This window comes from Brevibacterium sp. K72, from assembly GCF_050562175.1.
Taxonomy (GTDB): Bacteria; Actinomycetota; Actinomycetes; order Actinomycetales; family Brevibacteriaceae; genus Brevibacterium; species Brevibacterium casei.
This window is the reverse complement of record NZ_CP191582.1, coordinates 681,050-706,946: the sequence shown is the minus strand read 5'-3', so window position 1 is coordinate 706,946 and position 25,897 is coordinate 681,050. Positions and strand designations below refer to the sequence as shown.

Annotated in this window: 21 protein-coding genes; 10 read left to right on the top strand and 11 right to left on the bottom strand. The window is 69.1% G+C overall.

Features of this window, described 5'->3' with window-relative positions; genetic code table 11:
• The first annotated feature begins 144 nt into the window (after positions 1–144).
• Together ACQ1RG_RS03110 and ACQ1RG_RS03105 are read left to right on the top strand one after the other, a co-directional pair.
• Positions 145–1,362, top strand: coding sequence for an MFS transporter (locus ACQ1RG_RS03110; RefSeq protein WP_063249586.1), 1,218 nt, complete (start codon positions 145–147; stop codon positions 1,360–1,362).
• 15 nt (positions 1,363–1,377) lie between these two features.
• Positions 1,378–2,181, top strand: a complete 804-nt coding sequence (locus ACQ1RG_RS03105; RefSeq protein WP_119296698.1) for an enoyl-CoA hydratase-related protein — start codon at positions 1,378–1,380, stop codon at positions 2,179–2,181.
• A gap of 9 nt (positions 2,182–2,190) precedes the next feature.
• Here ACQ1RG_RS03105 and ACQ1RG_RS03100 read toward each other — a convergent pair whose 3' ends face one another.
• The gene (locus tag ACQ1RG_RS03100) at positions 2,191–2,817 is read right to left on the bottom strand and encodes an NUDIX hydrolase (RefSeq protein WP_063249588.1); all 627 of its coding nucleotides are present in this window, start codon (positions 2,815–2,817) and stop codon (positions 2,191–2,193) included.
• Between the two features lie 254 nt (positions 2,818–3,071).
• Between ACQ1RG_RS03100 and cls the strand changes: the two genes are divergently transcribed.
• The gene (cls, locus tag ACQ1RG_RS03095; protein WP_119296697.1) at positions 3,072–4,559 is read left to right on the top strand and encodes a cardiolipin synthase; all 1,488 of its coding nucleotides are present in this window, start codon (positions 3,072–3,074) and stop codon (positions 4,557–4,559) included.
• Between the two features lie 132 nt (positions 4,560–4,691).
• Here cls and ACQ1RG_RS03090 read toward each other — a convergent pair whose 3' ends face one another.
• Together ACQ1RG_RS03090 and ACQ1RG_RS03085 are read right to left on the bottom strand one after the other, a co-directional pair.
• Positions 4,692–5,381, bottom strand: coding sequence for a hypothetical protein (locus tag ACQ1RG_RS03090; protein WP_162909081.1), 690 nt, complete (start codon positions 5,379–5,381; stop codon positions 4,692–4,694).
• A gap of 237 nt (positions 5,382–5,618) precedes the next feature.
• Entirely contained in the window at positions 5,619–6,638 is a 1,020-nt protein-coding gene (locus ACQ1RG_RS03085; protein WP_119296696.1) for an agmatine deiminase family protein, read from the bottom strand.
• 234 nt (positions 6,639–6,872) lie between these two features.
• Here ACQ1RG_RS03085 and ACQ1RG_RS03080 point away from each other — a divergent pair, with 234 nt between their 5' ends.
• The 3 genes from ACQ1RG_RS03080 to ACQ1RG_RS03070 all read left to right on the top strand — a co-directional run bounded on the left by ACQ1RG_RS03080 (position 6,873) and on the right by ACQ1RG_RS03070 (position 10,195).
• Positions 6,873–8,060, top strand: coding sequence for a CaiB/BaiF CoA transferase family protein (locus ACQ1RG_RS03080; protein WP_119296695.1), 1,188 nt, complete (start codon positions 6,873–6,875; stop codon positions 8,058–8,060).
• A 145-nt stretch (positions 8,061–8,205) separates the two neighbouring features.
• Positions 8,206–8,979, top strand: a complete 774-nt coding sequence (locus ACQ1RG_RS03075; RefSeq protein WP_259819812.1) for a DUF5819 family protein — start codon at positions 8,206–8,208, stop codon at positions 8,977–8,979.
• Entirely contained in the window at positions 8,969–10,195 is a 1,227-nt protein-coding gene (locus ACQ1RG_RS03070; protein WP_259819815.1) for an HTTM domain-containing protein, read from the top strand. The genes ACQ1RG_RS03075 and ACQ1RG_RS03070 overlap by 11 nt, the downstream gene beginning before the upstream one ends.
• Before the next feature lie 444 nt (positions 10,196–10,639).
• Here ACQ1RG_RS03070 and clpB read toward each other — a convergent pair whose 3' ends face one another.
• Positions 10,640–13,246 carry an ATP-dependent chaperone ClpB gene (gene clpB, locus ACQ1RG_RS03065; protein WP_009378729.1) on the bottom strand — a complete coding sequence of 869 codons (2,607 nt, stop codon included), beginning with the start codon at positions 13,244–13,246 and terminating at the stop codon, positions 10,640–10,642.
• Positions 13,247–13,860: 614 nt separating this feature from the next.
• On the opposite strand from clpB, the gene ACQ1RG_RS03060 reads away from it, so the two are divergent.
• Positions 13,861–14,862, top strand: a complete 1,002-nt coding sequence (locus ACQ1RG_RS03060) for an NAD-dependent epimerase/dehydratase family protein (RefSeq protein ID WP_430600486.1) — start codon at positions 13,861–13,863, stop codon at positions 14,860–14,862.
• Positions 14,863–14,927: 65 nt separating this feature from the next.
• Here ACQ1RG_RS03060 and ACQ1RG_RS03055 read toward each other — a convergent pair whose 3' ends face one another.
• From ACQ1RG_RS03055 to ACQ1RG_RS03030, 6 genes are all read right to left on the bottom strand, one after another.
• Positions 14,928–16,616, bottom strand: a complete 1,689-nt coding sequence (locus ACQ1RG_RS03055) for an FAD-binding dehydrogenase (protein ID WP_009378734.1) — start codon at positions 16,614–16,616, stop codon at positions 14,928–14,930.
• A 28-nt stretch (positions 16,617–16,644) separates the two neighbouring features.
• The gene (pheA, locus tag ACQ1RG_RS03050) at positions 16,645–17,580 is read right to left on the bottom strand and encodes a prephenate dehydratase (RefSeq protein ID WP_009378736.1); all 936 of its coding nucleotides are present in this window, start codon (positions 17,578–17,580) and stop codon (positions 16,645–16,647) included.
• Positions 17,577–18,317, bottom strand: a complete 741-nt coding sequence (locus ACQ1RG_RS03045; RefSeq protein ID WP_009378742.1) for a glycosyltransferase family 2 protein — start codon at positions 18,315–18,317, stop codon at positions 17,577–17,579. The genes pheA and ACQ1RG_RS03045 overlap by 4 nt, the downstream gene beginning before the upstream one ends.
• A gap of 63 nt (positions 18,318–18,380) precedes the next feature.
• Positions 18,381–19,253: a DUF5926 family protein gene (locus tag ACQ1RG_RS03040; RefSeq protein ID WP_009378744.1), complete on the bottom strand. Its 873-nt coding sequence runs from the start codon at positions 19,251–19,253 to the stop codon at positions 18,381–18,383.
• Positions 19,254–19,346: 93 nt separating this feature from the next.
• The gene (locus tag ACQ1RG_RS03035; RefSeq protein WP_009378746.1) at positions 19,347–20,258 is read right to left on the bottom strand and encodes a GTP pyrophosphokinase; all 912 of its coding nucleotides are present in this window, start codon (positions 20,256–20,258) and stop codon (positions 19,347–19,349) included.
• 92 nt (positions 20,259–20,350) lie between these two features.
• Positions 20,351–21,136 carry an exodeoxyribonuclease III gene (locus ACQ1RG_RS03030; protein ID WP_009378748.1) on the bottom strand — a complete coding sequence of 262 codons (786 nt, stop codon included), beginning with the start codon at positions 21,134–21,136 and terminating at the stop codon, positions 20,351–20,353.
• A gap of 51 nt (positions 21,137–21,187) precedes the next feature.
• Here ACQ1RG_RS03030 and ACQ1RG_RS03025 point away from each other — a divergent pair, with 51 nt between their 5' ends.
• The gene (locus ACQ1RG_RS03025) at positions 21,188–22,012 is read left to right on the top strand and encodes a thioesterase family protein (RefSeq protein ID WP_009378750.1); all 825 of its coding nucleotides are present in this window, start codon (positions 21,188–21,190) and stop codon (positions 22,010–22,012) included.
• Positions 22,009–22,884 (top strand): SDR family NAD(P)-dependent oxidoreductase, encoded by an 876-nt coding sequence (locus ACQ1RG_RS03020; protein ID WP_009378752.1) that lies wholly within the window; start codon positions 22,009–22,011, stop codon positions 22,882–22,884. Before ACQ1RG_RS03025 ends, ACQ1RG_RS03020 begins: the two co-directional genes overlap by 4 nt.
• A 333-nt stretch (positions 22,885–23,217) precedes the next feature.
• Here the strand turns inward: ACQ1RG_RS03020 and ACQ1RG_RS03015 are convergent, their stop codons facing one another.
• On the bottom strand, positions 23,218–24,348 hold the full coding sequence (locus tag ACQ1RG_RS03015; protein WP_144589524.1) for an IS1249 family transposase: 1,131 nt from the start codon (positions 24,346–24,348) through the stop codon (positions 23,218–23,220).
• A gap of 464 nt (positions 24,349–24,812) precedes the next feature.
• On the opposite strand from ACQ1RG_RS03015, the gene ACQ1RG_RS03010 reads away from it, so the two are divergent.
• Entirely contained in the window at positions 24,813–25,763 is a 951-nt protein-coding gene (locus ACQ1RG_RS03010; RefSeq protein WP_009378754.1) for an alpha/beta fold hydrolase, read from the top strand.
• Positions 25,764–25,897: the final 134 nt, after the last annotated feature.

Genomic DNA, 25,897 nt, shown 5'->3' with positions numbered 1-25,897 from the left:
CACTGGGGCAGACCACCACGGCCGGGTGTCCCCAACACCATGACCGAGCATCCCCACTGCCGGCCGCCACGACAGAGCAAGGAGCGCTGTTCGAGGCACGGAACGGTTTGAGCTCGGCACCGGTGCGGGCATAGCGTGACGAGCATGAGCACTGGGGAGCCGAATCCGACGAGCGACCGGCGCACGGTCGTCGCCGTCTTCCTCGCCGGTGTCGCGGTGTTCCTCGTCCTCTACGAGACGCAGGGGCTCATCCCCGCGATCCGCGAGGCCTACGGGATCGACGCCCCCACCGCAAGCCTCACCGTCTCAGCGACGAACGTCGCCATGGCCTGCTTCCTCATCCCGTTCTCCCTGCTCGCATCCCGCATCGGGCATGCGCGGCAGATCGCCGGCGGCGTCATCCTCGCCGCCGCGCTCGCCCTCGTCCTGCCGTTCATGCCGAATCCCGAGCTCCTCATCGCCGTCCGCTTCCTCCAGGGGGTGGCGATCGCCTCGGTCCCGGCCACCGCGATGGCCTACCTCTCGCTGCGCCTACCTCCGGCCGTGCTGCCCGGGGCGATCGGGGTCTACATCGCCGGCAACACGATCGGCGGTCTGAGCTCCCGCCTCCTCACTGGACTCGCCGCCGAAGTCCTCGGCTGGCACGGCGGGCTCGCCTTCACCGCCGCCGTCTCGCTCGTCCTCGGCCTCATCGTCGTGTGGCTGCTGCGCCGCGACCTCACAGCGCCTGTGCGCCAGCACGCCGTCCCCGACCCGGCAGCCGCGACCGTTCCCGGCGCCGATGATGGGGCCCGGCCTCCTCGGCGCTCCCCGATCCCGCTCGGGAACGGACTCTGGCGGATCTACCTCACCGGCTTCCTCTGCATGATCGTCTTCGGGGGATCGTTCACCATGCTCGGCTCCCGCCTGCAGCGTGAGCCCTGGCACCTGAGCGAGGGCGCGGTCGCCCTCTTCTTCCTCATCTACCTCGTCGGCACCGTCGTCACGACGTACTACGGTCGTCTCGCTCAGCGCTTCACCCGCACCCGGCTCACCCTCGTCGGCATGGTCACTGCGATCGTCGGCGCAGGCCTGACCCTCGTCGACTCCCTGCCCGTCATCATCCTGGGCATGTCGCTGCTCACCGGCGGATTCTTCCTCGGCCACACCGGCGCCTCGGCGGCAGCCAGCGCCGCCCGACCCGGGGTCGATACGACGCGCTCGGCGGCCATCTACCTCACCGTCTACTACCTCGGCACGAGCCTCGGAGCATGGCTGTCGGCCGTCCTCTTCACCGACTTCGCGTGGCCGGGTGTCGTCGGCATGTGCGTGACCTCGCTCGTGGCAGTCATCGTCGTTATAGGGTTCAGGAAACGCCACTGAACGCGAGGAGCACCGATGCCCCAGACCGCCCACGGCACCGTCGTCTGCACGAGCAGGGACGGCGTCGCCCACGTCGAGATCGACCGTGCCGAGAAGCTCAATTCGCTCACCCGGGAGGTGTTCGAGGACCTCGTCGAGGTCGGTCTCTGGCTCTCTGCGGATCCCGAGGTCAGGGCTGTCGTCCTCTCCGGTCGGGGGCGGGCCTTCAGCGCGGGCCTCGATCTCACCGAGATGGCCCGGATCGCCGAGGCGGGTGCCGGCGTCGTCGACGTCGGGGACCGGCTCGGCGCGGCCCGCGCGCTCGCCCAGAAGGCCGTGCACGTGTGGTCGCTCGTCGAGGTCCCCGTCATCGCCGCGGTCCTCGGTCCCGCCCTCGGCGGCGGCATGCAGATCGCGCTCGGAGCCGACATTCGGGTGGCGAGCCCCGACTCGCAGTTCTCGCTCATGGAGATCAAGTGGGGCATCATCCCCGACATGGGCGGCACCCAGCTGCTGCCGCGCTTCGTCGGACCGGGCATGGCGAAGAAGCTCATCGTCACCGGTGAGGCGATCGGCGGAGTCGAAGCGCAGCGGATCGGACTCGTCGAGGAGCTCGCCGACGACCCCGTCGCCCGCGCTCTCGACCTCGCCGCCGACATCGCCGGGAAGTCCCGCGCCTCGCTCGTGTGGTCGAAGCGCCTCGTCGACCTCTCCTACGCAGCACCGCTGGAGGTCGGACTCGACGCCGAGCAGGAGGCGCTCTCCGAACTCCTCGGCTCCGACGAGCAGCGCCAGGTCGTCGAGGCCCGACTCGCCCAGCTGCGCGCCTCACGAGGCTGAGCGCCGGTCTCAGTCGTCGCTGTGCCCCGGATGCTCGGGGCGGACGACCTCGATGCTCCGAGGCCCTGCGGTCACTGCCTCGACGGAACCGAGCTGGGCGAGCTCGCGGAGCAGTACGAAGGTGGGGCGCATGAGCTCGAGCTCTCCCGCCTCCGCTGAGGCGAGGATCGCCGCGACGGGCAGCCACTCGCTCCGATGCGCCTCCGTTGTGAGGTGGCGCGGAGCGGCGTCGGCGGAGACGACGTAGAAGTAGGTGTCGAAGCGCTTGGGCTGCCCGAGCGGGGTCACCCAGTTCGCCCATGGCCGCAGCAGTGCCGGGTCGAGCACGGCGCCGGTCTCCTCGGCGACCTCGCGCACAGCGGTGGCGAGGAGGACCCGCCAGCCGTCGGCCGCCTCGGCGATCGTCGAATCACTCCACGCCTCGAGGTGGAGGTCGGGATCGTCGACCTCGATGCTCTCAGCCCCCTGCCGGTCGACGGGGTCGACGCGCCCGCCGGGGAAGACGACGACGCCGGCGGCGAAGTCCATCGTCGTCACCCGGTGCTGGACGAAGGCCTCGAGCCCGGAGTCGCCGTCGCGGACCATGATCACGCTCACGGCGGGGCGGATGGGGACGGCGGTCGGATCGAAGCTCATGAGGACACCTTCGCACAGCGGTCGGACGGGTTCCCCCATTATCGCGGAACCGCCTCGGCGAGGGTGCGAGGGGCACCGCCACGGCGAAGGAGCAAGGCGGACATGTTGGGCATCGCCTCGGCGGCTGATCCTCCCGCGCCGACGGACCCGGCGGGGCCCGACACCGGGTGTGGCCGGGCGCGATACGATGAGGACGAACAGCGGTATCCCGGCTCCGACACCCGCGGAGGGCCGGAGGGACGAAAGCGAGCGGCGTGGAGATCTATCCCCTCTTCGCGATCGATCAGGGCTGGCCGGGCTGGCTGATCATCACCCTGATCCTGGTCGATCTGGTCATCCGCCTCGTCGCGCTCGGGTGGCTGCCGCACAACCGCCGACCGTCTGTGGCTCTGGGCTGGCTGCTCGCGATCTTCTTCATCCCCTACATCGGTCTCCTCGTCTTCCTCCTCCTCGGCTCGTCGAAGCTGCCCAAGCGCAGGCGGGACAAGCAGGCGCTCGTCAATGACATCATCCGCGAGGAGACGAACGACCAGGCGATCATCGGCGACCACGGCCACCTCTCCGAACCCCTCCTCACCTCCGCCCTGCTCAACTTCGACCTCGGCGCGCTGCCGATGACGCACGGGAACGCGTTCGAGCTCCACACGGACAACCACGAGTGCATGGATGCGATGGCCGATGCTGTCGATGCCGCGCGCTCGTTCGTCCACTTCGAGTTCTACATCGTCGCCATCGACGACACGACGAGGCGGCTCTTCGAATCGCTGCTCGCCGCCCACGCGCGCGGGGTGCGGGTGCGGATCCTCATAGACCACCTCGGATCGATCGGCTATCCCGGGTACTCGGAACTCGTCAAACGTCTCGACTCCTCGGGGATCCCGTGGCGCCGCGCCCTGCCCATCCGCCCGTGGAGGGGCGAATACCAGCGCCCTGACCTCCGCAATCACCGCAAGATCCTCGTCGTCGACGGCACCGTCGCCTTCACCGGGTCGCAGAACATCATCGACCGCTCGTACAACAAGGCCCGCAACCTGCGCAAAGGCTTCCAGTGGAAGGACCTCATGCTCGAGTGCACGGGTCCCGTCGTCGACGAACTCGATGCGGTGTTCACCACCGACTGGTACTCGGAGACGGACGAGCTCTTCGAGGAGGCGGCCCGGCTCGAGCTGCGGGCGCCTCAGCGCGGGGGAGCGCTCGCCCAGGTGGTGCCCTCGGGGCCGGGCTTCGACGACGAGAACAACCTGCGGCTGTTCAACCACCTCATCTACAACGCCAACCGCACCGTCGTCGTCTGCTCCCCGTATTTCGTGCCCGACGAATCCCTCCTCCATGCGCTGACGACCGAGTCGCGCTCAGGCGTCGACGTCCGCCTCTACGTCGGGGAGACGAGCGACCACTGGCTCACGCACCGTGCACAGCAGTCGTACTACGAGGAACTCGTGCGCGCGGGGGTGCGGATCTTCATGTACCACGCCCCGACGGTGCTCCATTCGAAGTTCCTCCTCATCGACGACGACGTCTCGATCGTCGGGTCCTCGAACATGGACGAGCGGTCGTTCGCGATGAACCTCGAGGTGACGATGTTCATCGTCGATCAGGAGTTCACGTCCCGGATGTACGCGCTCGAGGCCGAGGAGTACGCCCCGAACTCCGTCGAACTCGATGCCGAGGAATGGAGCAGGCGGCCCCTGCGACGCAAGTACGCGGAGAACGTCGCGCGGCTGACGAGCTCCCTGCTCTGAGGGTCGGCGGACACTCACCGACGGGCGGGTCCTCACCGAATGCGGTGCGGTCGGTCCTGCGGCCGGCACAGCCCTGGACGACGACAGCGCCCGCCCCGTTCGGGGGCGGGCGCTGTCAGCGGCGGTGGGGACTCAGCGATTTGCCGAGGCGGCCGGCCCTTCGTCCTCGATCGACCGTGAGGGGTCGGTGATGACGTCCTCGGCCCGCTTCGGCGTCGGAGTCGGCTTGGGGCCCGGGGTGGGCGTGGGTGTCCCTGCCCGCGATGCGCCGGTCGCCGGTCCCGAGCCCGCGGTCGAACCGGGACCCGTCTTAGAACCGGTCGAACCGGGGCCCGTCGTGGAACTGGTCGAACCGGGGCCCGTCGTGGAACTGGTCGAACCGGGGCCCGTCGTCGAACCGGTCGAACCGGGACCCGTCGTCGAACGCGACGCTGCCGCACCGGTCGAGCCTGCTGCTGACCGGTTCGGTCCCGCGCTCGTCGCAGAACCGGTCGAACCGGAACCCGTCGCGGACCCGGTCGAGGCCGGCCCGGACCCGGTCGACCGCGGCCCGGTGCCCTGCGTGGCGTTCGCATCCTCGTCGCCGTCGAGCTCCTGCGCGGCGGCGGTGACCTTGTCGGTGGCCGTCTGGACGGCATCGGCGACAGCAGGAGCCTTCTCGCGGATCGACTGGTTGGCCTTCTCCACGGTCTCCTGGACCTTCGGGTCGGTCCACAGCTCCTGCAGCTGTGCCTTGAGCTTCTCGTAGCTCTGACGGCCGGTGCGTGAGCCGAGGATGTACCCGACTCCCAATCCGGCCAGGAGAATCAATCGCTTCTTCATGGTCGTGCTCTCCTCTGCTGCGTCGACTGCTGTGAGGGACGGAATGTGTCCTGGGACACCACCCTATACCGAGATTCTGGGCGAACGGTGATGTTCGACGACACCTCCCGACGAATTCGCCGTCGGCAAGTCACCTGATCGGAATCTCGGTGCCGCACAGACGTGTCTGGCCCGCCTCAGACCCGGCACCGAACGCCCGGGCGGCGCGAACGACCGGGTCCTCAGCCCTCCGGCTTCTCAGAGGCTCGGCTGCTGCTGAGTGATGCAGTGGATCCCACCGCCGCGCGCGTAGAGCTCGCGGGCGTCGACGCCGACGACGGTGCGACCGGGGTAGACGGTCTCGAGGATCGCCTTCGCCTCAGCGTCCATCGGGTCGTCGAACGTGCACGCGATGACCCCGCCGTTCGTGACGAGGTGGTTGACGTAGGAGTAGTCGACCCAGCCCTCGTCGTCCTTGAGGATCTCCGGCGCCGGGATCGGGACGACTTCGAAGGGCTGCCCATCGGCGGTCGTCTCGTTCGCGAACAGGGTCTTGACCTCTTCGCTGAGCGCATGGTCGGGATGCTCGGGATTGCGCTGGTCGTGGACGAGGACGACGCCGGGGCTCGGCATCGTCGCGACGATGTCGACATGCCCGCGGGTTCCGAAGGTCTGATTGTCCCGGTGGAGGCCGCGCTCGAGCCAGATGACCTTCTTCGCACCGATCGTGCGAGCGAACTCGGCTTCGACGTCGGCCTCGGTGAGGCCGGGGTTGCGGCCCGGATCGAGCTGGACGCTGCGGGTGGCGAGCACCGTGCCCTGCCCGTCGACGTGGATCCCGCCGCCCTCGTTGCGCAGCGTCGAGGAGACGACGGGAACGTCGACCTGCTCGGCGACGAAGCGGCCGATGTGCTCATCGTTGTCCCACTTCGCCCAGTCCTGTCCGCCCCAGCCGTTGAACACCCAGTCGACGGCGGCGAGCCGGCCCTCGTCGTCGACGACGAAGGTCGGACCGATGTCGCGCATCCACGCATCGTCGAGTTCGGCGGTGACGATGTCGATGCCCTCGCCGAGGTGGCGGCGGGCGTGGTCGACCTGGTCCGGGGAGACGACGACGGTGACCGGGGTGAACTCGCTGGCCGCCTTCGCCACGGCCGCCCACGTGCTCCGCGCCGCCTCGGCGTCCTCCTCCGAGGCGCCCAAGGCGTAGCCGGAGGACGGGAACGCCATCCAGATGCGGTCGTGGGCGGCGGTCTCCGCCGGCATGTGGAACGTCATCGTCTGCCCCTTCGGTGGTGCTGGGATCCCCGCAGAGCGTCGGGGACCGGTGCTGGTCGTGCTCCTGAGTGTAACGAGCCGCGGGCGCGCCGGGGCAACGGATTCCGCACCGCAGGAAGGCCGCGACCTTCCGTATAGTCGGGGGAGGCAGGACGTCAGAGAGATCACACGATGGACGTGCGGGCCGCAGCGGGCAGCGAGGTCCGCTGCCTCCCGCACCGAAGGGAGTCACAGGTGGACGCCGAGGATCACGGGAGCACAGAGGGCGCCGAGGAGCTCTTCGAGCGGAGTGGGACCGGACCTCTGTCCGGGGTCCTCGTCGCCGATTTCTCCCGCGTGCTGGCCGGACCGTACGCGACGATGATGCTCGCCGACCTCGGCGCCACGGTCGTCAAGGTCGAGGGCAGGACCGGTGACGACACCCGGCACTGGGCACCGCCTCGGCGAGGGGAGGATGCGACGTACTTCCTCACGGCGAACCGGAACAAGCACTCTGTCGTCCTCGACTTCAAGGACCCCGAGGACCTCGCGCTCGCCCAGGAGCTCGCTCGGCGGGCCGACGTCCTCGTCGAGAACTTCAAGGCCGGAGGGCTGGCGAAGTACGGCCTCGACTACGAGACGGTGAGCGCGGAGAACCCGGGCGTCGTCTACGCCTCGGTCACCGGCTTCGGCCGGGACAACCCGCAGCCCGGCTACGACCTGCTCATCCAAGGGCTCTCGGGCTTCATGAGTGTCACCGGCACCGAGGAATCGGGCCCGGTCAAGGCCGGAGTCGCGATCGTCGACGTGTTCACCGGACTGCACACGACCGTCGGGATCCTCGCCGCCCTCGTCCACCGGCAGAACACGGGGCAGGGCCAGCTCGTCGAGACGAACCTGCTCTCCTCGGCGCTCTCGGGTCTGGCGAACCAGACCTCGGCCTACGTCGCCGGCGGGGTCACCCCGCGGGCGATGGGCAACGCCCACCCGAGCCTCTACCCGTACCAGCCGATGCCGACGAAGCAGGGCCAGATCATCATCGCGATCGGCAACGACGCCCAGTTCGCCCGCCTCGCCGAGGTGCTCGGCCACCCCGAATGGGCCGCCGACGACCGCTTCGCCCGGGCCGCGAACCGCAACGAGAACCGCAGCGAACTCGAGCCCCTCCTCGTCTCAGCACTCGCGGAGCGCACGAACCAGGAGTGGTTCGAGACGCTGACGGCGGCCGGGCTGCCGTGCGCGCCGATCAACACGATCGCTCAGGGCGTCGAGTTGGCCGCCCGGCTCGGTCTCGACCCCGTCGCCGAGGCGGGGGCGGGGGAGCGGGTCATCCCCACCGTGGCCAACCCGATCCGGCTCTCGCAGACCCCGCCGAGCTACGATCTCGCCCCGCCGACGCTGGGGCAGAGCACCGATCTCGTCAAGGAGTGGCTGCGCGGCTGAGCGGTCCTTCCACGGCGATCGGCCCGTGCGTATCGGGCGAACTCGAGTAGCCTGGAGTCTGTGCGATTCCTGAATCGGAGGGCGCAGAGTCGCGCCCCGACGGCGATCGCACAACCGAACCTGTTGCCGACGACCCGGAACTGAGATGGACGAGAAGAAGACTCATCCCGCGCTCAAGCGGACGATCATGGTCATCGCCATGGCGCTGACCGGATTCCACCTGTTCGCCACCTTCCTCTGGATCGCTCCGTCCTCGGCCCTGCGCGAGGTCATCCCCGGGGACCTCCTCTCGAAGTACATGATCCCGATGTGGGGGCAGTCGTGGAGCGTCTTCGCCCCCGAGCCGATCAACGGCGACTACTACTTCGATGTCCGTGCCGTCGTCTCCACCCCCGACGGCGGCGAGGAGACGACCGACCGGGTCCGCGCCACCGATGTCGAACTCGACCATTCGACGTACAAGCTCTTCCCTCCGCGCTCGGCCGGTCTCGCGATCGGGGTGGCCTCGGACCTCAAGGGGTCGTGGGAGGAGCTCAGCGACGACCACAAGGCGATCGTCGCACTCGACTACTTCAAGGGCGACGACTCCGTCGATCGTCTCGAGGCCAAGCTGTCGGAGTACGACGACCCCGACGGGGCGGTCTCGAGCTATCTCGAGGACGAAGAGGTCGCCACCCGGTATGCGACACAGGTCGCGCTCGCCGTCTGGGGAGAGGACGTCCAGCGGGTGCAGTACCAGGCCGCCCGGCAGAACGTCGTGCCCTTCGCCAAACGCAACGACAAGGACGCAGAGCGGCCCGCGATCCAGCCGGTGCCCGTCGGCTGGAGGGCCCTGTCGTTCGCCGAGAACCAGTCGAACGACGAGTTCGCGCAGTACTTCTGCGCCTCGGACACAGTGAGGTGCGTCAGTGAGCAGTGAGAAGGACATGACGGTCTCCGCGCGGGTCGTCGCGGCACTCGGTCGGGGCTGGAACCGCCTCGAGGAGCTGCTCACCGGCCGCTACCACGCGACCTACGGGCTCGCGGTCACCCGCATCCTCATGGGGATCACGGGGCTCGGGCTGCTGCTGACGAACTTCGCGGCCCGCAACTACGCCTTCGGAGTCGGAGCAGCGTGGAACGGGGAGATCGCCGAGCCGAAGAGCGACTTCCCGAACATCTGGCTCTTCTCGCTCTTCCACCGGGCGGTGACGAACCCGCCGCTCTACACGGCGATGATCATCGGGCTGGCGATCCTCGCCGTCACCGTCATCCTCGGGTGGCGCACGCGCATCATCCTGCCGTTCTACCTCATCCTCTGGGTGAGCTTCATCGAACTCAACGACAGCGCCGGCGACCAGGGCGACAACGCGTACCGGATGTTCCTCATCGCCCTCCTCTTCGCCGACACGACCAGGCGCTGGTCGCTCGATGCGCGCAGGCGCCGGAGGCACGGGACCGACCTCGGACCCGAGGACGGACCGTGGTACCTCATCATGGCCAACAACCTCGCGATCGTCGTCCTCGCCTTCCAGGTGTGCGCGATCTACATGTCCGGTGCCCTCTACAAGGCGGGCGGCACCGCATGGCAGCACGGCTTCGCCGTCTACAATCCGCTCCAGACCCAGCAGTTCGGCACCTGGCCCGTGCTCTCCGACCTCGTCACCGCATGGGGGCCGGGAGTCGTCGTCATCTCGTGGGGGTCGATCCTCTTCCAGAGCGCGTTCCCGTTCATGCTCTTCAACCGGTGGACGCGGGCGATCGCACTCGTCGGCATCCTCTCCTTCCACCTCGGCATCGCGCTGCTCATGGGCCTGCCGTGGTTCTCGCTGACGATGATCGCTGTCGACGCGATCTTCATCAAGGACCGCAGCTTCGAACGATTCAGCGCATTCCTCCGCCGCTGGTGGTCCTCGACCCGCGGAGGTGCCGCGCAAGCCGACGGTGCCGCACGCGAGACCGCTCCTGCCGGGGTCGGTGCTGGGGCTGGTGCTCGTGCTGGGGCCGGCAGCGGGGTCGCCGACGGTGCGGGCGGTGCCGGAAGCGCCGGCAGCGTCGGGACGAGCGGTGCAGGGGGTGCCGGGACGAGCCACGACCAGGCGCCCGAGGCGCAGCGGCCTGACGCCACTCCGAGGGCCGACCACGCCACCGACTGACCCACCACGGCGGTCCCCGAGGAGGATCCGGTGCGAATAGGGGCAGGATTTCGAACCGGATCCTCCTCGGGGAGGCATTTGCCTCGACGAGGCACGCACTCACCCCAGCCGCCGGCCCTTCGACACGCGCTCACCCGAGCAGCCTCGGCGACGGCCCTCAGCGCGCGGACGCCACCGACTCAGCCGCCACTGCACTCCCCGAGGAGGATCCGGTTCGGATGCAGGCCGGATTTCGAACCGGATCCGCCTCGGGGAGGCACCCGTCTCGGAGGGGCACCCGCCTCACGCCACCCGCCGGCCCTTCGACACGCGCTCACCCGAGCAGCCTACGTCCCCGGACACACTGAAGGAGGGGCGACCATGATGGTCGCCCCTCCTTCGGATGAGCAGTCTGCCGGATGAGCAGTCGGCTTGATGAGCAGTCGGCCGCTCAGCCCGGATGCCTCACTGCTTGGCCTGGAGCTCCAGACCCGTCGTGTCGGCGTGCTCGGGCATCGTGACGAGGACCGTGTCCCCGTCCTGGATGTCGCCGGCGAGCATCTTCCGCGCCAGCTTGTCCCCGATCTCGCGCTGGACGAGACGGCGCAGAGGCCTCGCACCGTAGGCCGGATCGTAGCCTTCGAGCGCGAGCCAGTCCTTGGCCTCCTGGGTCACGTCGAGGGTGATCCGACGATCCGCGAGGCGCTTGTCCATGCTCTTGATCTGCAGGTCGACGATCGAGGTGAGCTCGTCGTTGCTCAGCGCGTCGAAGAGCACGATGTCGTCGAGCCGGTTGAGGAACTCGGGCTTGAACGCCGAGGCGACGACGTCCATGACCGCATCCTTCTGCTCCTGCGCCGTCATCGCCTGATCGACGAGGAACTGGGAACCGAGGTTCGAGGTGAGGATGAGGATCGTGTTCCGGAAGTCGACCGTGCGGCCCTGACCATCCGTGAGACGACCGTCGTCGAGGACCTGGAGGAGGATGTCGAAGACGCTCGGATGCGCCTTCTCCACCTCGTCGAGGAGGACGACGGAGTACGGACGCCGACGCACCGCCTCGGTGAGCTGACCGCCCTCGTCGTAGCCGACGTACCCCGGGGGAGCACCGACGAGGCGGGAGACCGTGTGCTTCTCCCCGTACTCGCTCATGTCGATGCGGATGAGGGCCTTCTCGTCGTCGAAGAGGAAGTCCGCGAGTGACTTCGCGAGCTCCGTCTTGCCGACGCCGGTCGGTCCGAGGAAGAGGAACGACCCGGTCGGCCGGTCGGGATCGGAGACCCCGGCCCGGGAGCGGCGGATCGCATCGGAGACCGCGGCAACGGCATCCTTCTGCCCGATGAGGCGCTTGCCGAGCTCGTTCTCCGCCCCGAGCAGCTTCTCGACCTCGCCCTGCATGAGGCGTCCGGCGGGGATGCCCGTCCACGACGCCACCACCTCGGCGATGTCGTTGGCCGTGACCTTGTCGCTGACCATCGGATCGCTGGTCTGGCCGGCGTCGGCCTCTGCCTCCTCGGCCTCGGCCTCGGCGATCTCCTTCTGCACCGCGGGGATCTCCCCGTAGAGCAGACGCGACGCCGTCTCGAGGTCCGTGTCGCGCTGGGCCTTCTCGGCCTGCGAGCGCAGTTCGTCGAGCTTCGTCTTCAGCTCGCCGACCCGGTTGAGGCCGGCCCGCTGGGACTCCCACGTCGCCTCGAGGCCGCGGAGGTTCTCCTCTTTGTCCGCGAGGTCGGCGCGCAGGTTGCTCAGCCGCTCCTGGGAGGCGGAGTCGGTCTCCTTCGACAGGGCCATCTCCTCCATCTTCAGGCGGTCGACGGCACGGCGCAGCTCGTCGATCTCCGCCGGAGCCGAGTCGATCTCCATACGCAGCCGTGATGCCGCCTCGTCGACGAGGTCGATCGCCTTGTCCGGCAGCTGCCTGCCGGTGATGTACCGGTTCGACAGGCCGGCTGCGGCGACGAGGGCGCCGTCGTTGATCGAGACCTTGTGGTGCGCTTCGTAGCGCTCCTTGAGTCCGCGGAGGATCGCGATGGTGTCCTCGACGCTCGGTTCGCCGACGAACACCTGCTGGAAGCGGCGTTCGAGCGCCGGGTCCTTCTCGATGTTCTCGCGGTACTCATCGAGCGTGGTCGCACCGATGAGCCGCAGCTCGCCGCGGGCGAGCATCGGCTTGAGCATGTTGCCGGCATCCATCGAGGAGTCCCCGCCGGCCCCGGCCCCGACGATCGTGTGGAGCTCGTCGATGAACGTGATGATCTGGCCGTCGGCGTTCTTGATCTCCTCGAGGACCGCCTTGAGGCGCTCCTCGAACTCACCGCGGTACTTCGCTCCGGCCACCATGGCCGAGAGGTCGAGGCTGATGAGCGTCTTGTCCCGCAGGGACTCGGGCACGTCGCCGGCGACGATGCGCTGGGCGAGGCCCTCGACGACGGCGGTCTTGCCGACGCCGGGCTCGCCGATGAGGACGGGGTTGTTCTTCGTCCGGCGCGAGAGCACCTGGATGACCCGGCGCACCTCCTTGTCACGGCCGATGACCGGGTCGAGCTTGCCTTCGCGGGCGGCCGCGGTGAGGTCGATGCCGAACTTCTCGAGCGACTGCATCGTGTCCTCAGGGTTCTCCGAGGTGACCTTCTTGCCGCCGCGCAGCTCCGGCAGGGCGGCGAGCAGCGCGTCGCGGCTCGCGCCGTTGCTGCGCAGGGCATCGCCCGAGCCGTCGTGCATCGCGGCTGCCGCGAGCAGGAGGTGCTCGGTGGAGACGTACTGGTCGCCGAGCGCCGTCATCTCCTCCTGGGCGAGGTTCATCATCTCGAGGCCGGCGCGCGAGAGGCTCGGCTGCGAGACGGACTGACCGCTGACTGTGGGGAATCCGCCGATCACGGCGTCGACGGCGGTGAGAACGGACTGGCGGTCGGCACCGACCTTGGCCAGCAGGTTCGAGGCGAGGGAATCCGGCTGCTCGAGCAGCGCCGCGACGAGGTGGGCCGGTTCGATCTGGTTGTTGTGGCGCGCGACGACGTCATTGACCGCCGCCTGCAGCGCCTCTCGTGACTTGGTCGTCATCTGTGCGTCCATGCGCATCTCCTTCAACTGGTGTGTGTGACTTCTCTTCGTTCCAACACCTCAAAAGTTGAGTCTATTCCACTCAACTTTGGTTTTCGAGGGGGAATTGTCGCCGAGATCAGGGTTGCACCACCGCCTCGACGCCGGGGCGGTGGATGGTCGCGGGGTCCGCCCGGGCGGAGATGGCGGCGCCAGGTTGGGCGGAGATGGCGGGGCCCGGCCGGGCGGTGAGGGCAACGTGCGGCTGGGCGGCGAGGGCGGAGGGGGAGAGAGGACGCCGGCGCGGTGGTCCGGGCCGCGCGTGGATCCCGGCGGCCTTCGTCGCAGCCCCGTGGCCGATGGTCGTGTGCGGCGGCGTCATCGGCGGCTCCTGATTCCAGGCGACTGGGGACAAGGGCGGTTACAGCTGAGGCAATTGTATTCTCACGATGAGGTCTTGTGGGGAACGATTTCTGCGGGCCCGACGCGGCCGAGTCCGTGTGGTCGGTTACAGTTGCCTTAGGCAAGGCAGTGTTCCGTGTGCAGCGGACTCCCCCTGACCGATGCCGATCCGGCCATGCTCGACATGCCGCAGGGGGATGCGCGCACCCGGGACCGGTGAGAGCGGGAAAGAGCGAGGAGCGGCCGTGGCGATAGTGGTGACCGGGGCGAGCGGCTTCATCGGCGGTGCCATCGCCCGTGCCCTGGCGACCCGTGACGAACCGGTCTACGCCCTGTGCCGACGGGATCCGCAGATCCCGGGCGTGAACTTCCACGAATGGGACATCCGACAGGAGGCGCCGGCCCCGATCCGCTCTCTGGCGAAGAAGGTCACCGCTGTCTTCCACTGTGCCGGCATCCACGACGTCACCGCAGCCTACGACGACTTCTACGACGTGCGTGTCACCGGCACCCGCAACGTCCTCGACGCCTTCGAGGACGCGAGGATCGTCCATCTGTCCTCGACGACCGTCTACTCACCGACGGCCCCGCACACCGACCTCTGGGAGGAGGCGGGCCCGAAGGGCCCGAGCGAGTACCACGACGACTACGCGAAGACCCATGTGCTCGCCGAGCAGCTGGTCACCCGCATCCGTCCCGACGCCGCGATCCTCCGCCCTGCCGCCGTCTACGGCCCGGGCGAGACGATGTTCATGCCCAGCCTGCGCTGCTTCGCACGCAAAGGGGTCCTCACCCTGCCCGGCGGCGGTCGGCAGAAGATGACCCTGACGGCGATCGACAATCTCGTCCGGGCGGCACTCGCGTGTCTCGACGTGCCCAAGGCCTCGGGGCCGTTCAACATCGGCGACCCGATCCCCTACCGCCTCAAGGATGCGGTGGCCACGCATTTCGCCCGGATGGGCTATGACCCCGTCGTCATCGAGGCGATCGCCAAGGACAAGGCGCTCGTCGCAGCGAAGGTGGGGCTCAAGGTGAAGTCGCTGTTCCGGCGCGGGGACAGCGCCCGGCTGTTCCTCGTCGAATACCTCCAGCACGACCGCACGTACAACCTCTCCCGCCAGCAGCGGGTGCTCGGGATCTCGACGACCCAGTACCTCACCCCGTCGCGCCTCCAGCGCCCCGCCGGCCCCGTCTCGGGCGCCGAGGCGACCGCCCCCGACGCGGAGAACCCCGGCCCCGCCGCCTGAACCGACGCCCCCGGCCCCGCCGCCTGAACCGCACACTGTCAGTTCAGCCTGAGGCCGCCGACGCCCTACCTCGGCCGTGCGGCCACGGCGCGACCGGCGCGCAGTCCCGAGAAGATGCACCCGCCGAGGAACGTCCCCTCGAGCGCGTTGTACCCGTGCATTCCGCCGCCGCCGAACCCGGCGACCTCACCGGCGGCGAAGAGACCCGGGATCGGCTCACCGCCGGAGTCGAGGACCTGGGCGTCGAGGTCCGTCTCGAGCCCTCCGAGGGTCTTGCGTGAGAGGATTCCCAACCGGACGGCGATGAGCGGTCCGTGCGCGGGGTCGAGGATCGCATGCGGGCGCTGGACCCGCACGATCCGATCGCCGAGGTAGCGCCGGGCCCGGTGGATCGCCTGCACCTGCGGATCCCGGGGGTCGGCGTCCCCGATCTCCCGGTCCCGGGCTGCGATCTGCGCGACGAGGTCATCGTGGTCGATGACCGGGCCCCGGGAGCGGGCATTCATCCCCGCGACGAGCTCCTCGGTGGTCTCGGCGACGACGAAGTCGGACCCGAACCGGGTGAACGCCTCGACGGGGGCGGGCGCGCCGGAGGAGCGCACGCGGTCGAGGGTGACCCGGATGTCCTTGAGCGTGAGGTCGGGGTTCTGCTCGGAGCCCGAGAGCGCGAACTCCTTGCGGATGATCGAGGCGTTGAGGACGAACCACGAGTAGTCGTGCCCGGTGCTCAGGATCGCGGCCATCGTCCGGTTCGTGTCGAATCCCGGGTAGTTCGGGGCGGGCAGACGCTGCCCGGCGGCGTCGAACCACAGCGAGGAGGGGCCGGGGATGATGCGGATCCCGTGGCCCGGCCAGATCGGGTTCCAGTTCTCGATGCCCTCGGTGTACGCCCAGATCCGGTCCCGGTTGATCAGACTCGCCCCCGCCGCCTCGGCGATGCCGAGCATCCCCCCGTCGACATGGGCGGGCACGCCCGCGAGCATCCGGTCGGGGAACGGGCCGAGGCGCTCGGTCGGCCAGAACCTGCGCATCGTCTCGAAGCTGTGCCCGATCCCGCCGCTGGTGACGATGACGGCCGGGGCACGGAACTCGAAGTCGTCGACCTCCTCCCGGTTCGAGGCGATCCCGCGCGCCGTCGGGCTCGGTGCGAGCACCCGTCCGCGCACACCGACGACGCCGCGGTCGTCGGTGAGCAGCTCATCGACCCGGTGACGGAAGCGGAAGTCGACCCGGCCGGCCGCCTCGGCGGCTTCGACGGGCTCCCGGAAGATCCGCACGACCTCGGGACCGGTGCCCCACGTGAGGTGGAATCGGGGCACGGAGTTCCCGTGGTCGCCGGGTTCGGTGCCGCCGCGTTCGGCCCACCCGACGATCGGGGTCAGCCGCAGCCCGAGGCCGTGGAGGTAGTCCCGCTTCTCCCCGGCGGCGAAGTCGAGGTAGGCATCGGCCCACTTGCGCGGCCAGCGGTCCTCCTCCCGGTCGAACCCCGCCGAGGCGGCCCAGTCGGAGCGGGCGAGGTCGAGGGAGTCCCGCACTCCCAGGCGACGCTGTTCGGGGGAGTCGACGAGGAAGAGCCCGCCGAGGGACCAGAACGCCTGCCCGCCGAGGGAGGCCCGGTTCTCCTGGTCGACGATGAGGACGCTCCTGCCCGCACGGGTGAGCTCAAAGGCGGCGACGAGGCCGGCCAGTCCCGCCCCGACGATGATCGCGTCGGGGGCAGGGGGCGTGCCGGTGCCGGCAGGGGCGGTGTCCATCGTCGACTCCTTCGTCGCAGGGGTGGGATCAGTCGTCGCGGTCGAGGACTCCGGTCAGCCACGCGGTCGCCTCGGCGAACGCGGAGTCCGTCGTCGTCGGATCGATGATCGGACGGGTGGCGTCGGCGCTCGGGTAGCTGCCGAGGAACTTCACGCTCATCGCGACCCGGTGGACCCCGACGAGGGCGTCGGAGACCCTGGCCTCCCTGATGTGGCCGAGGAGGTCGATGGAGAACTGGTAGAGACCGAGCCGGTCACCGGTGGGGCGTGACTCGATCCGCGACATCGTGATCCCGCGGGTCGAGAACTGCTCGAGGAGTTCGAGGAGGGCACCGGGCCGGTCGGAGCGCAGGGCCGCAACCAGTGTCGTCTTGTCCGCCCCGGTCTGCGCGGGGATCGGGCCGGGCAGGGTGACGACGACGAAGCGGGTGACCGCGTCCTGGCGGTCCCCGATGTCGGTGGCGATGACCTCGAGGCCGTAGCGTTCGGCAGCGAGCGCCGGACACACCGCGGCGACGTGGTCGGCGGCGTCGCCCGCGAGGTCGCGGGCAGCGGCGGCCGTCGACGACGTCGGGATGTAGACGGCGTCGGGGTAGTGCTCGGCCATGTAGCCGCGCACCTGGGCCTCCCCGTGGGGGTGGGTGCCGAACGAGGTGATCGCCGAGGCGGCGGTGCCCGGACGCACGGCGAGGACGAAGCGGACGGGGACGACCACCTCGGCGATGATCTGGAGGTCGCCGTGCTCGGTGAGCGCATCGATCGTCGCCGGCACCCCGCCCTCGACGGAGTTCTCGATCGGGACGACCGCGGCGAGGCAGTCGCCGTCGAGGACGGCGTCGAGGGCGGCCGCGGCACCGCGCATCGGCTGGGTCGTCGCCTGCTCCCGCAGGTCGTGGGCGTCGAGGTAGCGCAGCAGCGCCGCCTCGGTGAACGTCGCTTCGGGGCCGAGGTACGCGTACCTCACTTCCGGCCCTTCAGTCGACGCGCCAGCAGGGCCCGGGCGACGTCGCGGTACTGGGCTGCGCGGTGGAGCTGAGCCTTGAGGTCGCGGCCGGTGACCCGGTGGTGGAGGTCGCATTCGACCTCCTCGACGCGCAGGCCCGCGTTGACGACGTCGATCGTCATCGCTGTCTCCACCCCCCAACCGGCGGCGAACGGCAGGGCCGCATCGAAGGCCTCCCGGCTCAGGCACCGCATGCCCGAGAGCGGCTGGGTCGCCTCGAATCCTGAGAGTTCGGCGATGCCCTTCTTCGCGAGCCCGACGACGAAGCCGAAGCCCCCGCCCTTGCGCTTCTGGGCGGGGAGGATCGCGATCGTCATATCGGCCTCGCCGGCGAGCACGGGGGCCGCGAGCGGTGCGGTGTTGACCGCGGAGTCCTCGAGGTCGCCGTCGATGAAGAGCAGAGCGCGGTGCTGCGGGGGCTGCCCGGGAGCGGCCTCGGAGATCTCGCGATTGCGGATCGCGAACGCCCCGGTCATCATCGCCGCGGCCTTGCCCTTGTTCTTCCGGTGGGTGACGACCTCGGCGCCGGCCCGCCGGGCGACGGTGCCGGTGTCATCGCTCGATCCGTCGTCGACGACCATGACGATGTCGACGCCGGGGATGAGCTTCGTGCTCGCGACGGTCGTTGCGATCCGCTCCGCCTCGTCCATGGCGGGGATGACGGCGGCGATTCCGCTCGGTGTCTGGTGCTCGGGCAAGGACGGTTCCTCTCCTTCATCCCCTCGCCGAGGCGGTGGCCCCGGGCTGCAGGCGGGCGGCGGTCAGTGGATGGTGAGCTGGCGGGCGACGATGCCCGAGCGGAGCCGGCGGGCCTCCGTGCTCAGCGGCTCCTCGGAGCTCAGCGCTGCGTCGAGGCGGGCGGCGAATTCCGCGATCGGCTCCTCGACGTCATCGGCCTGCGTGCCGAACTCGAGCTCCCAGACGGGGATGATGATCCCGTGCGCGCGGAAGTAGCCGAGGAAGGTGCCGGGACCGCCGAGGTCGTTGCCGCCCTCGGCAGCGAGCCTGGCGAGAGCGTCGACGACGGCGTCCTCACCTTCGCTGCGGGCCCAGCGCACGTAGGTGCGGCCCGACATCTCCGTCCAGTACGCGGAGTCGACGGAGGCGAGCTTCTCGGTCGGGGTGATCGAATCGTTCGCCTGTTCGAGGGCGGCGGCCACCTCGTCGTCGTCGCCGGGCAGGTCCCAGTAGTCGAAGGTCTCGAGGACGCGGACGGAGAACGGGTGGTCGGTGTCGAGGATGTCCTGGAGCTTCGGACCCTCACCGGGTTCGGTCGTCGCCTCGATCGTCGTGCCGGGGGCCGCCTCGGCGGCGGCGAGGATGCCGCGGGCCACGTCACGGGAGGCATCGGTCGAGGACACGGGGACCTGCATGCCGGCGTAGAGCGCGCCGTCCTCCCGGTGCCAGGCCTGCCATGCGGCAGGCAGCAGGGAGGCGATCGTCACGTCGTGGCCGCCGTACTCCTCGCTCAGGCGCACCTGCGCGGTGGCGGCGGGGACGAGCTCGCGGAGGCAGATGAGGTCGGCTTCGAACGGCAGCCCCTCGAAGGGGCGGGCGACGAACGCCGTGGCCTGGGCGCGGGCCAGCCGCTTGGCGATGAGGTCTTCCTTGGAGCGCTTCGACTTCTTTCCCATGGGACGCAAGTCTAGTCGGTGCCCACGACCGCACCGTGCACGCCGATCCGGACCTCGCCGAGGCGGTGGCTCAGCCCTCGCCGAGGTGGCGGCTCAGCCCTCCCCGGAGACGGGGATGAAGTACCGGGTCGAGTGGGACTCGTCCATCCGCACCCGCAGGGTGTCCCCGGGCGAGGGCAGTCCCGCGCGGTCGGGGTTGTCGGGGGTGAGGCCGAGCGTCTCGAAGCGGATGATGCCGTGGCGGCCCACCTCGTCGGCGGCGAGGACGTAGGAGTGGTTGAGCTCGCGGATCGTCACCTCGATCGAGGGATCCTCCTCGGCGGGGTCGGTCATCGTCCGCGGCGGTGCGGAGTTGCCGAGACCGAGGGAGGCCCCGACGTCGTCGGCGATGAATCCGGCCACGGAGTCCGCCTGAGCGAAGAGGCCGGCGAGGACGAGGGAGAGCCGCTCCTGCTGCGAGTCCGAAGTGAGGACCTGGCCGGGTTTGAACAGGTGCTCCTCGGAGAGCACGCACCACGCGTCCTGGAGGATCGTGCGGATCTGGAGTTCGACGAGGACGGAGGGTTCGGAGTCGAAGGGGACTTCGACGATGAGGTGGCGGCCGCGGTAGCCGGACGGCTTCGGGTGCGTGGAGTAGTCGCGCACCTCGGCGATGGTGAGGGCGGAATCGTCGTTCGGGTCGGTGAGGATGTCCCAGAGGACCGACTGCTCGCGTTCCGTGCGGCACACGGCGCGGGCCCCGACGACGTCGATGACCTGGTTCTCGACCTCGACGGCCTCATGGATCTCATCGTTGGCGTCGGCGAGCTTGCGCCGCAGCTTCTCGCCCGTGCGCAGGGGGTCCTTGATCCGGCCCGGAACCACCTGCATCCGGTCCTCCGTGAGCTGGGGTGATCTCGCCCGTGCCGCGTCGACCCAATCCTCGACCGTCTCGAGCGCGGCCCTCCACGTGGACTCACGCCGCTCGTAGGCCTCTCCGACAAGCTCACGGACTGTTGCTGACATCGTCGTCACCTTCCTCCTGCTCCAACTTCACCAGATGAGAGGGGCGATGTCCATGCTTTCGTCGGCTTTGGTCCGAAGCTGTGTACTGTCGCTCAGAGGTCGAAGTCGACGATGACCGGGGCGTGGTCGGAGGCTCCCTTGCCCTTGCGCTCCTCGCGGTCGATCATCGCCGCCGAGGCTGTGGCGGCGAGCGCCTGCGAGGCGAGTTCGAAGTCGATGCGCATGCCCTGCTTCTTCGGGAAGCGCAGCTGCTGGTAGTCCCAGTACGTGTAGACGCCGGGGCCGGGGGTGAATTGGCGGGTGACCTCGGTCAGGCCGGCGCCGAGGAGGTCGGAGAAGGCCTGCCGCTCCGGTGGGGAGACGTGGGTGGCGCCTTCGAAGGCGGCCATGTCCCAGACGTCCTCGTCGAGCGGGGCGACGTTGAAGTCACCGCAGAGGACGAGCTTCTCCTCCGGGTCCGCGGCGAGTCGATCGGCGACGACCGAGGTGAGCGCCCGGTACCACTCGAGCTTGTAGTCGAGGTGGGGATGGCCGAGCTCGCGGCCGTTGGGGACGTAGAGGGAATGGACCCGGACCCCGCCGCACGTGGCGGAGATCGCCCGCGCCTCGTCGGCGTCGTTGTAGGCGGGCATGCCGGCGAAGCCGATCTGCGGGTCCTCGAGGCCGACTCGGGAGGCGATCGCGACCCCGTTCCACTGGTTGAGTCCATGGAAGGCGACCTCGTAGCCGCGGGAGTCGAAGACCTCCCGGGGGAACTGGTCGTCCCGGCACTTGAGCTCCTGGATCGCGAGCACATCGGCGTCGGAGCGGTCGAGCCAGGCGCCGATCCGCTCGGCACGGGCACGGATCGAGTTGACGTTCCACGTTGCGATTCTCACCCCTCCACCCTAGACGGTGTTCGCTCGTCAGGCACCCGATAGTCTGACGGCATGCCTGATGCCTCCAACCAGCACCTCGGCCACGACGGTGCGACCGTGCCCGACTCCTACTACGTCCGCCTCGGGGAGGACCGGTTCGCCTCGACCCTGCACAGTCAGGGTGCCTGGCAGCCGGGCGAGCAGCATCTCGCTCCCGCCTCCGGGCTCGTCCTCGCCGAGGTCGAACGCCGCCTGCCGAGTGACAAGATCGTCTCGCGGGTGAGCTTCGACGTCCTCGGCGTCATCCACTCCGGAGAGTTCACCGTCGACGTCGACGTCGTCCGCCCCGGGCGGACCATCGAACTCGTCGAGGCGACGATGCGCCACGGTGAGAGGGCGAGCATCCGGGCGCGGGTGTGGCGGCTGCTCGGAAGCGACACCTCGGCGGTGGCAGGCGACGAATGGACCCCGCTGCCCGCTCCGGAGGACATGCCCGAGCAGGGGCTGAGCGAGCGGTGGGGCGGCGGCTACATCGCCTCTCTGCGGGGACGGCAGGCCGATGACGCGCGTCCCGGGCGCGCCCGCAGCTGGATCACCTCCGACCTCCCGCTCGTCGACGGTGAGGTCGACCCGCCGGCCGCGGCGCTCGTCAAGTACGTCGACACCGCCAACGGGCTCGCCGTGCGCGTCGACCCGCGCACGACCTTCTTCCCCAACGTCGACCTCACCATCCACCTCATCCGCACTCCGACACCCGGCTGGGTCGGCCTCGAGACCCGGGTCGCCTTCGGGCCGACCGGGGTGGGGGAGACGGCGAGCGTGCTCAGCGACGTCGACGGGCCGATCGGCACCGCCGCCCAGTCGCTGACCGTGCGGATGGGCCAGGGCGCGCGATGACCACGGCGCTCGTCACCGGGGCGAGCCGATCCCGACCCCGGGCGCTCGTCACCGGGGCGAGCGCCGGCCTCGGCCGCGGCTACGCCCGTGCGCTCGCCGCCGACGGCTTCGATCTCGTCCTCGTCGCCCGCAGTGCTGAGCGTCTGCGGCAGGTCGCCGGGGAGGCGGAGTCCGAGTTCGGCATCCGCGCCGAGGTGGTCCCCGCCGACCTCTCGAATCCTGAGGACATCGGCCGCCTCGTCGACCTCATCGGGACCCGGCGCATCGATGTGCTGATCAACAACGCGGGCTACGGACTGCTTGAGGGACTCCTCGACTCGGATCCCGCAGACGTCGCGGCCCTCGACACCGTGCTCCAGGCAGCCGTGCGCGACCTCTCCCTGGCCGCAGCGGCCGGGATGCGCGAACGCGGACGCGGAGGCATCATCACCGTCTCCTCCCTTGCCGCGCTGACGACGATGGGCCAGTACGCCGCGTCGAAGGCGTCGAGTCTCGTCTTCACCGAGGCGCTCGCCGGGGAGCTGCGTGACACCCCGGTGACGGTCACTGCGGTGCTGCCCGGATTCGTCCACACGGAGTTCCACGAACGCCTCGGCGCACGCCGACCGGGACCGGGGTGGATCTGGCTGAGCGTCGATGACGTCGTGCGCACATCCCTGCGCGATGCCCGACGCGGCAGGGTCGTCTCGGTCCCTGGGGCGCAGTACCGGCTGGCAGCGGGGCTCGCCCGCTTCCTTCCGCGGGGGCTCATCCGCCGCGGCTCTGCGGGCTTCGCCTTCGACCGGCAGCACGGACGCGACAGGGGAGGGGAGAGCGAAGACGGGCAGGGCCTGACGGTATCGACATCCGAGAAGTTTTTCGGCCCTGAATAACCAGGGAAGTTGAGGCTTGAATGATCTCGACCAGCCCTCTCATCTGCGGGTTCTCGCTGACGAAACACTGATTCTCTCATTCAATGAGAGCAAGTAAGTGTGAGATCAACCTTTACAACTGTGCGGAAGGTGTGGTGGAATTGTGATGTCCGCCCGGTGGGGATCGGGTGGACATAACGGACGTATGGGGATGCGTCCGGGTACTCGAGGGGAGTGCTGCGAGGACCCCGGGATGACGCGATTACGCGCCCCGGGGTCTTTGTCATTCACCATCATTCGCTCATTCTGGTGACATGGGGTTATAGGACAGAAAGTGTGTCTTTTCCGGGCGCGTCACCCGCGTCGTCCTCCCCACCCCTTCTGGATGCCGATGCCGTCTTCCCACGAGAACCCTGTCCCGTACTCCACCGGTCCGATCGGCTCCTCACGAGGAGCACGCACACGCTTCGGCGGTGCCCAATGCTCCGGCCCGACCAAGGACCACCCCGTCCCGGCCTGATGAGACCTCTCGAAGAGGAACCAGTCCACCCCACGCCGGGCATGCCCCTCACTCAACCCGCGGTGTGCCCGCAGCAGTCCTTTGATGCCCGCATTGATCCCGCCTTCTAACGCGTTCGTCGTCCGCGCGAGCTCGATACCCTCGTCAGCGGCATCCAACCAGGTGAACAAGTGTCCTTTCGCGATGATCCGTGAGAGGAAGAAATACGCTCGACGGGTCCGCAGATGCGTGTACCACCACGACTGTCCACGACGGACATGCGCCGGCCTCGCACCAGCGTCTTTGGCCCTGGTGCGGTGTTTGAGGAACCTTGACCACTTCGCCTCCCACGACGCGAACGCCGCCAACCACGCTGCTGCTTGATCGCGGGAGTCAACCCGCGGCAGCGCCTGGTACAGGCGCAACAGTTCCTGGTTGGCCGGCAAGCTCGGATTCCGGGTCAGGTGCCGGTGTCCGGCCTGCCGGATATGGAAGAAACACCGTTGGATGCGGGTATCTGGCCACAGCGTCTCGATCACAGTGGTCAAAGGACCGTTGCCATCGACGACGGCGTATCTCGGGGCAGGGATACGGGCGATCAACGCCGTCCAGGACGCGGTCTTCTCCCGATCACACCACTGCCAGTGAATGACCTTCTCCCCGGTGTAGGCGATGAGGACGCACCACCCGTTGAAATAGGTGCCATCGAGCATGATCTGGTCATGGATCTCCCCAGTCGCTGACACGGTCGGGGCGATTCGCCAGCACCATTGAGTGCGGCGGCGGAAGGTTCGGGTCGACCCGAAGTGATCGACAGCCGTCTGTGGTGCGGGACCGAGTAGCCAGTCGAGGAAGACCCGCAGCTCGGTTCTTCGTGTCGATACGGCCCGTGTACCGGTGCTGCTGGCCCCGCAGTTCGGGCACCGGTACCTCGGTGTACCAGCACTGGTCGTGCCGTTCTTCTTCAGCCTTGTTTGACAGATCACGCATGTACGTCGATTGCAAGCACCCCATCGATGCTAAGCCCGATCAGCTAAGCAAACCGGGTATTGCCGTTGGGATTGCTGGGCACGAGCCTGATCCGAGACACACTTTCTGTCCTATAGCCCGTGACATGCGGTGCCGAACACTGTTCAGTCGGAGGCCCTTCTGATCAGTATTGATCAGGGATTGCGCGCTTTTCGATCGATGCCGGCAGTCATTCCCCGGTCATCATCTCCGTCATCCGAAGTCACCACGACAGTCATTGACGCGCCGGATCGGGGGACCGTCGAGACGGTCGCCGATCCGACCGCAGGAGGGTGGTCGAGAGGTCTTCGATGCCACCTCGGCGGTGCGGGTCCGGCACTCGCGAAAAGTGCCGTCGAAGCACCCGATCGGCGCAATCTCGCCGGTAGGCTGGTGTGAGTTTGATCACGCATCCGCATCGCGCCGACTGAGAGGCACCCCTATGGCCGTCTTCGATCTCACGTTCCCCTCGAGCAACGGCCGCGACGACGTGCGCGCCTGGGTGCACACGCCGGTGGCGGAGAGGCCGCGGGGACTCGTCCAGATCGTCCACGGGTTCGGCGAACATGCGCGTCGTTACCTGCCGCTCGTCTCGGCGCTCCTCGACGCCGGCTACGCGGTCGCGCTCGACGACCATCTCGGGCACGGCACCACAGCGGTGGCCAATGACTCCTGGGGTGACTCCGGTGGTGCCGACCCCGGGGTCTTCGTCTCCGACGAGGCCGAACTCGCCCTCCGGGCGCGGGCCATCGTCCCCGACGTGCCCTTCCTCGTCTTCGGCCACAGCTGGGGGTCGATGATCATGCGGGCCTACCTCGCCGAGGGCTCCGGCGACGTCGCCGGAGCGGTGCTCTGCGGCACCCCGGCAGGGATGCTCGGAATCGCAGAGGGCCGCGATCACGCTCTCGCACAGATCCGCGACGAGGGCGCCGGCGCCGTCGACTCGGGCGCGCTCGCGCTCATGCTCGGTCCCCTCAACCGACGGTACGGCTCCGACGCGACGCCGATCGACTGGGTCTCGGGATCGCCCGCCGTCCTCGCCGACTACGTCTCCGATCCGCTCAACCTCGGGCAGCATCCCGTCACCGCGGGCTTCGCGGCCTCCTTCGCCGCACTCTACGAGCGGGTCGACGGAGCCGGCTGGGCCTCCCGCGTCCCCCACGAGGTGCCGGTGCTCCTCATCGCCGGGGAGGAGGATCCCGTCGGCGACTGGGGCGAGGGTGTCCGCAGCGTCGCCGACGATCTCGTCGCAGCGGGCCATCCGGCCGTGACGACGCGGCTGTGGGCAGGGGTCCGGCACGAAGTCCACAATGAACCCGACGTCCGCGACGAGGTCTTCGCCGTCGTCATCGAGTTCTTCGACGAGGTCACCGCGGCGCGGCCGCTGCCCTGAGGTTCAGTCGTCCACGCGCGTGTTCGAGCGCAGCCCGGCGCCGAGGCGTGGGGACTCGACCGCGCGGCCGTTGGCTGAGTGCCCCGGACGGTGCCGGGCGGAGCCGGATCGGACCGTCCTCGCGGCAGTGACGC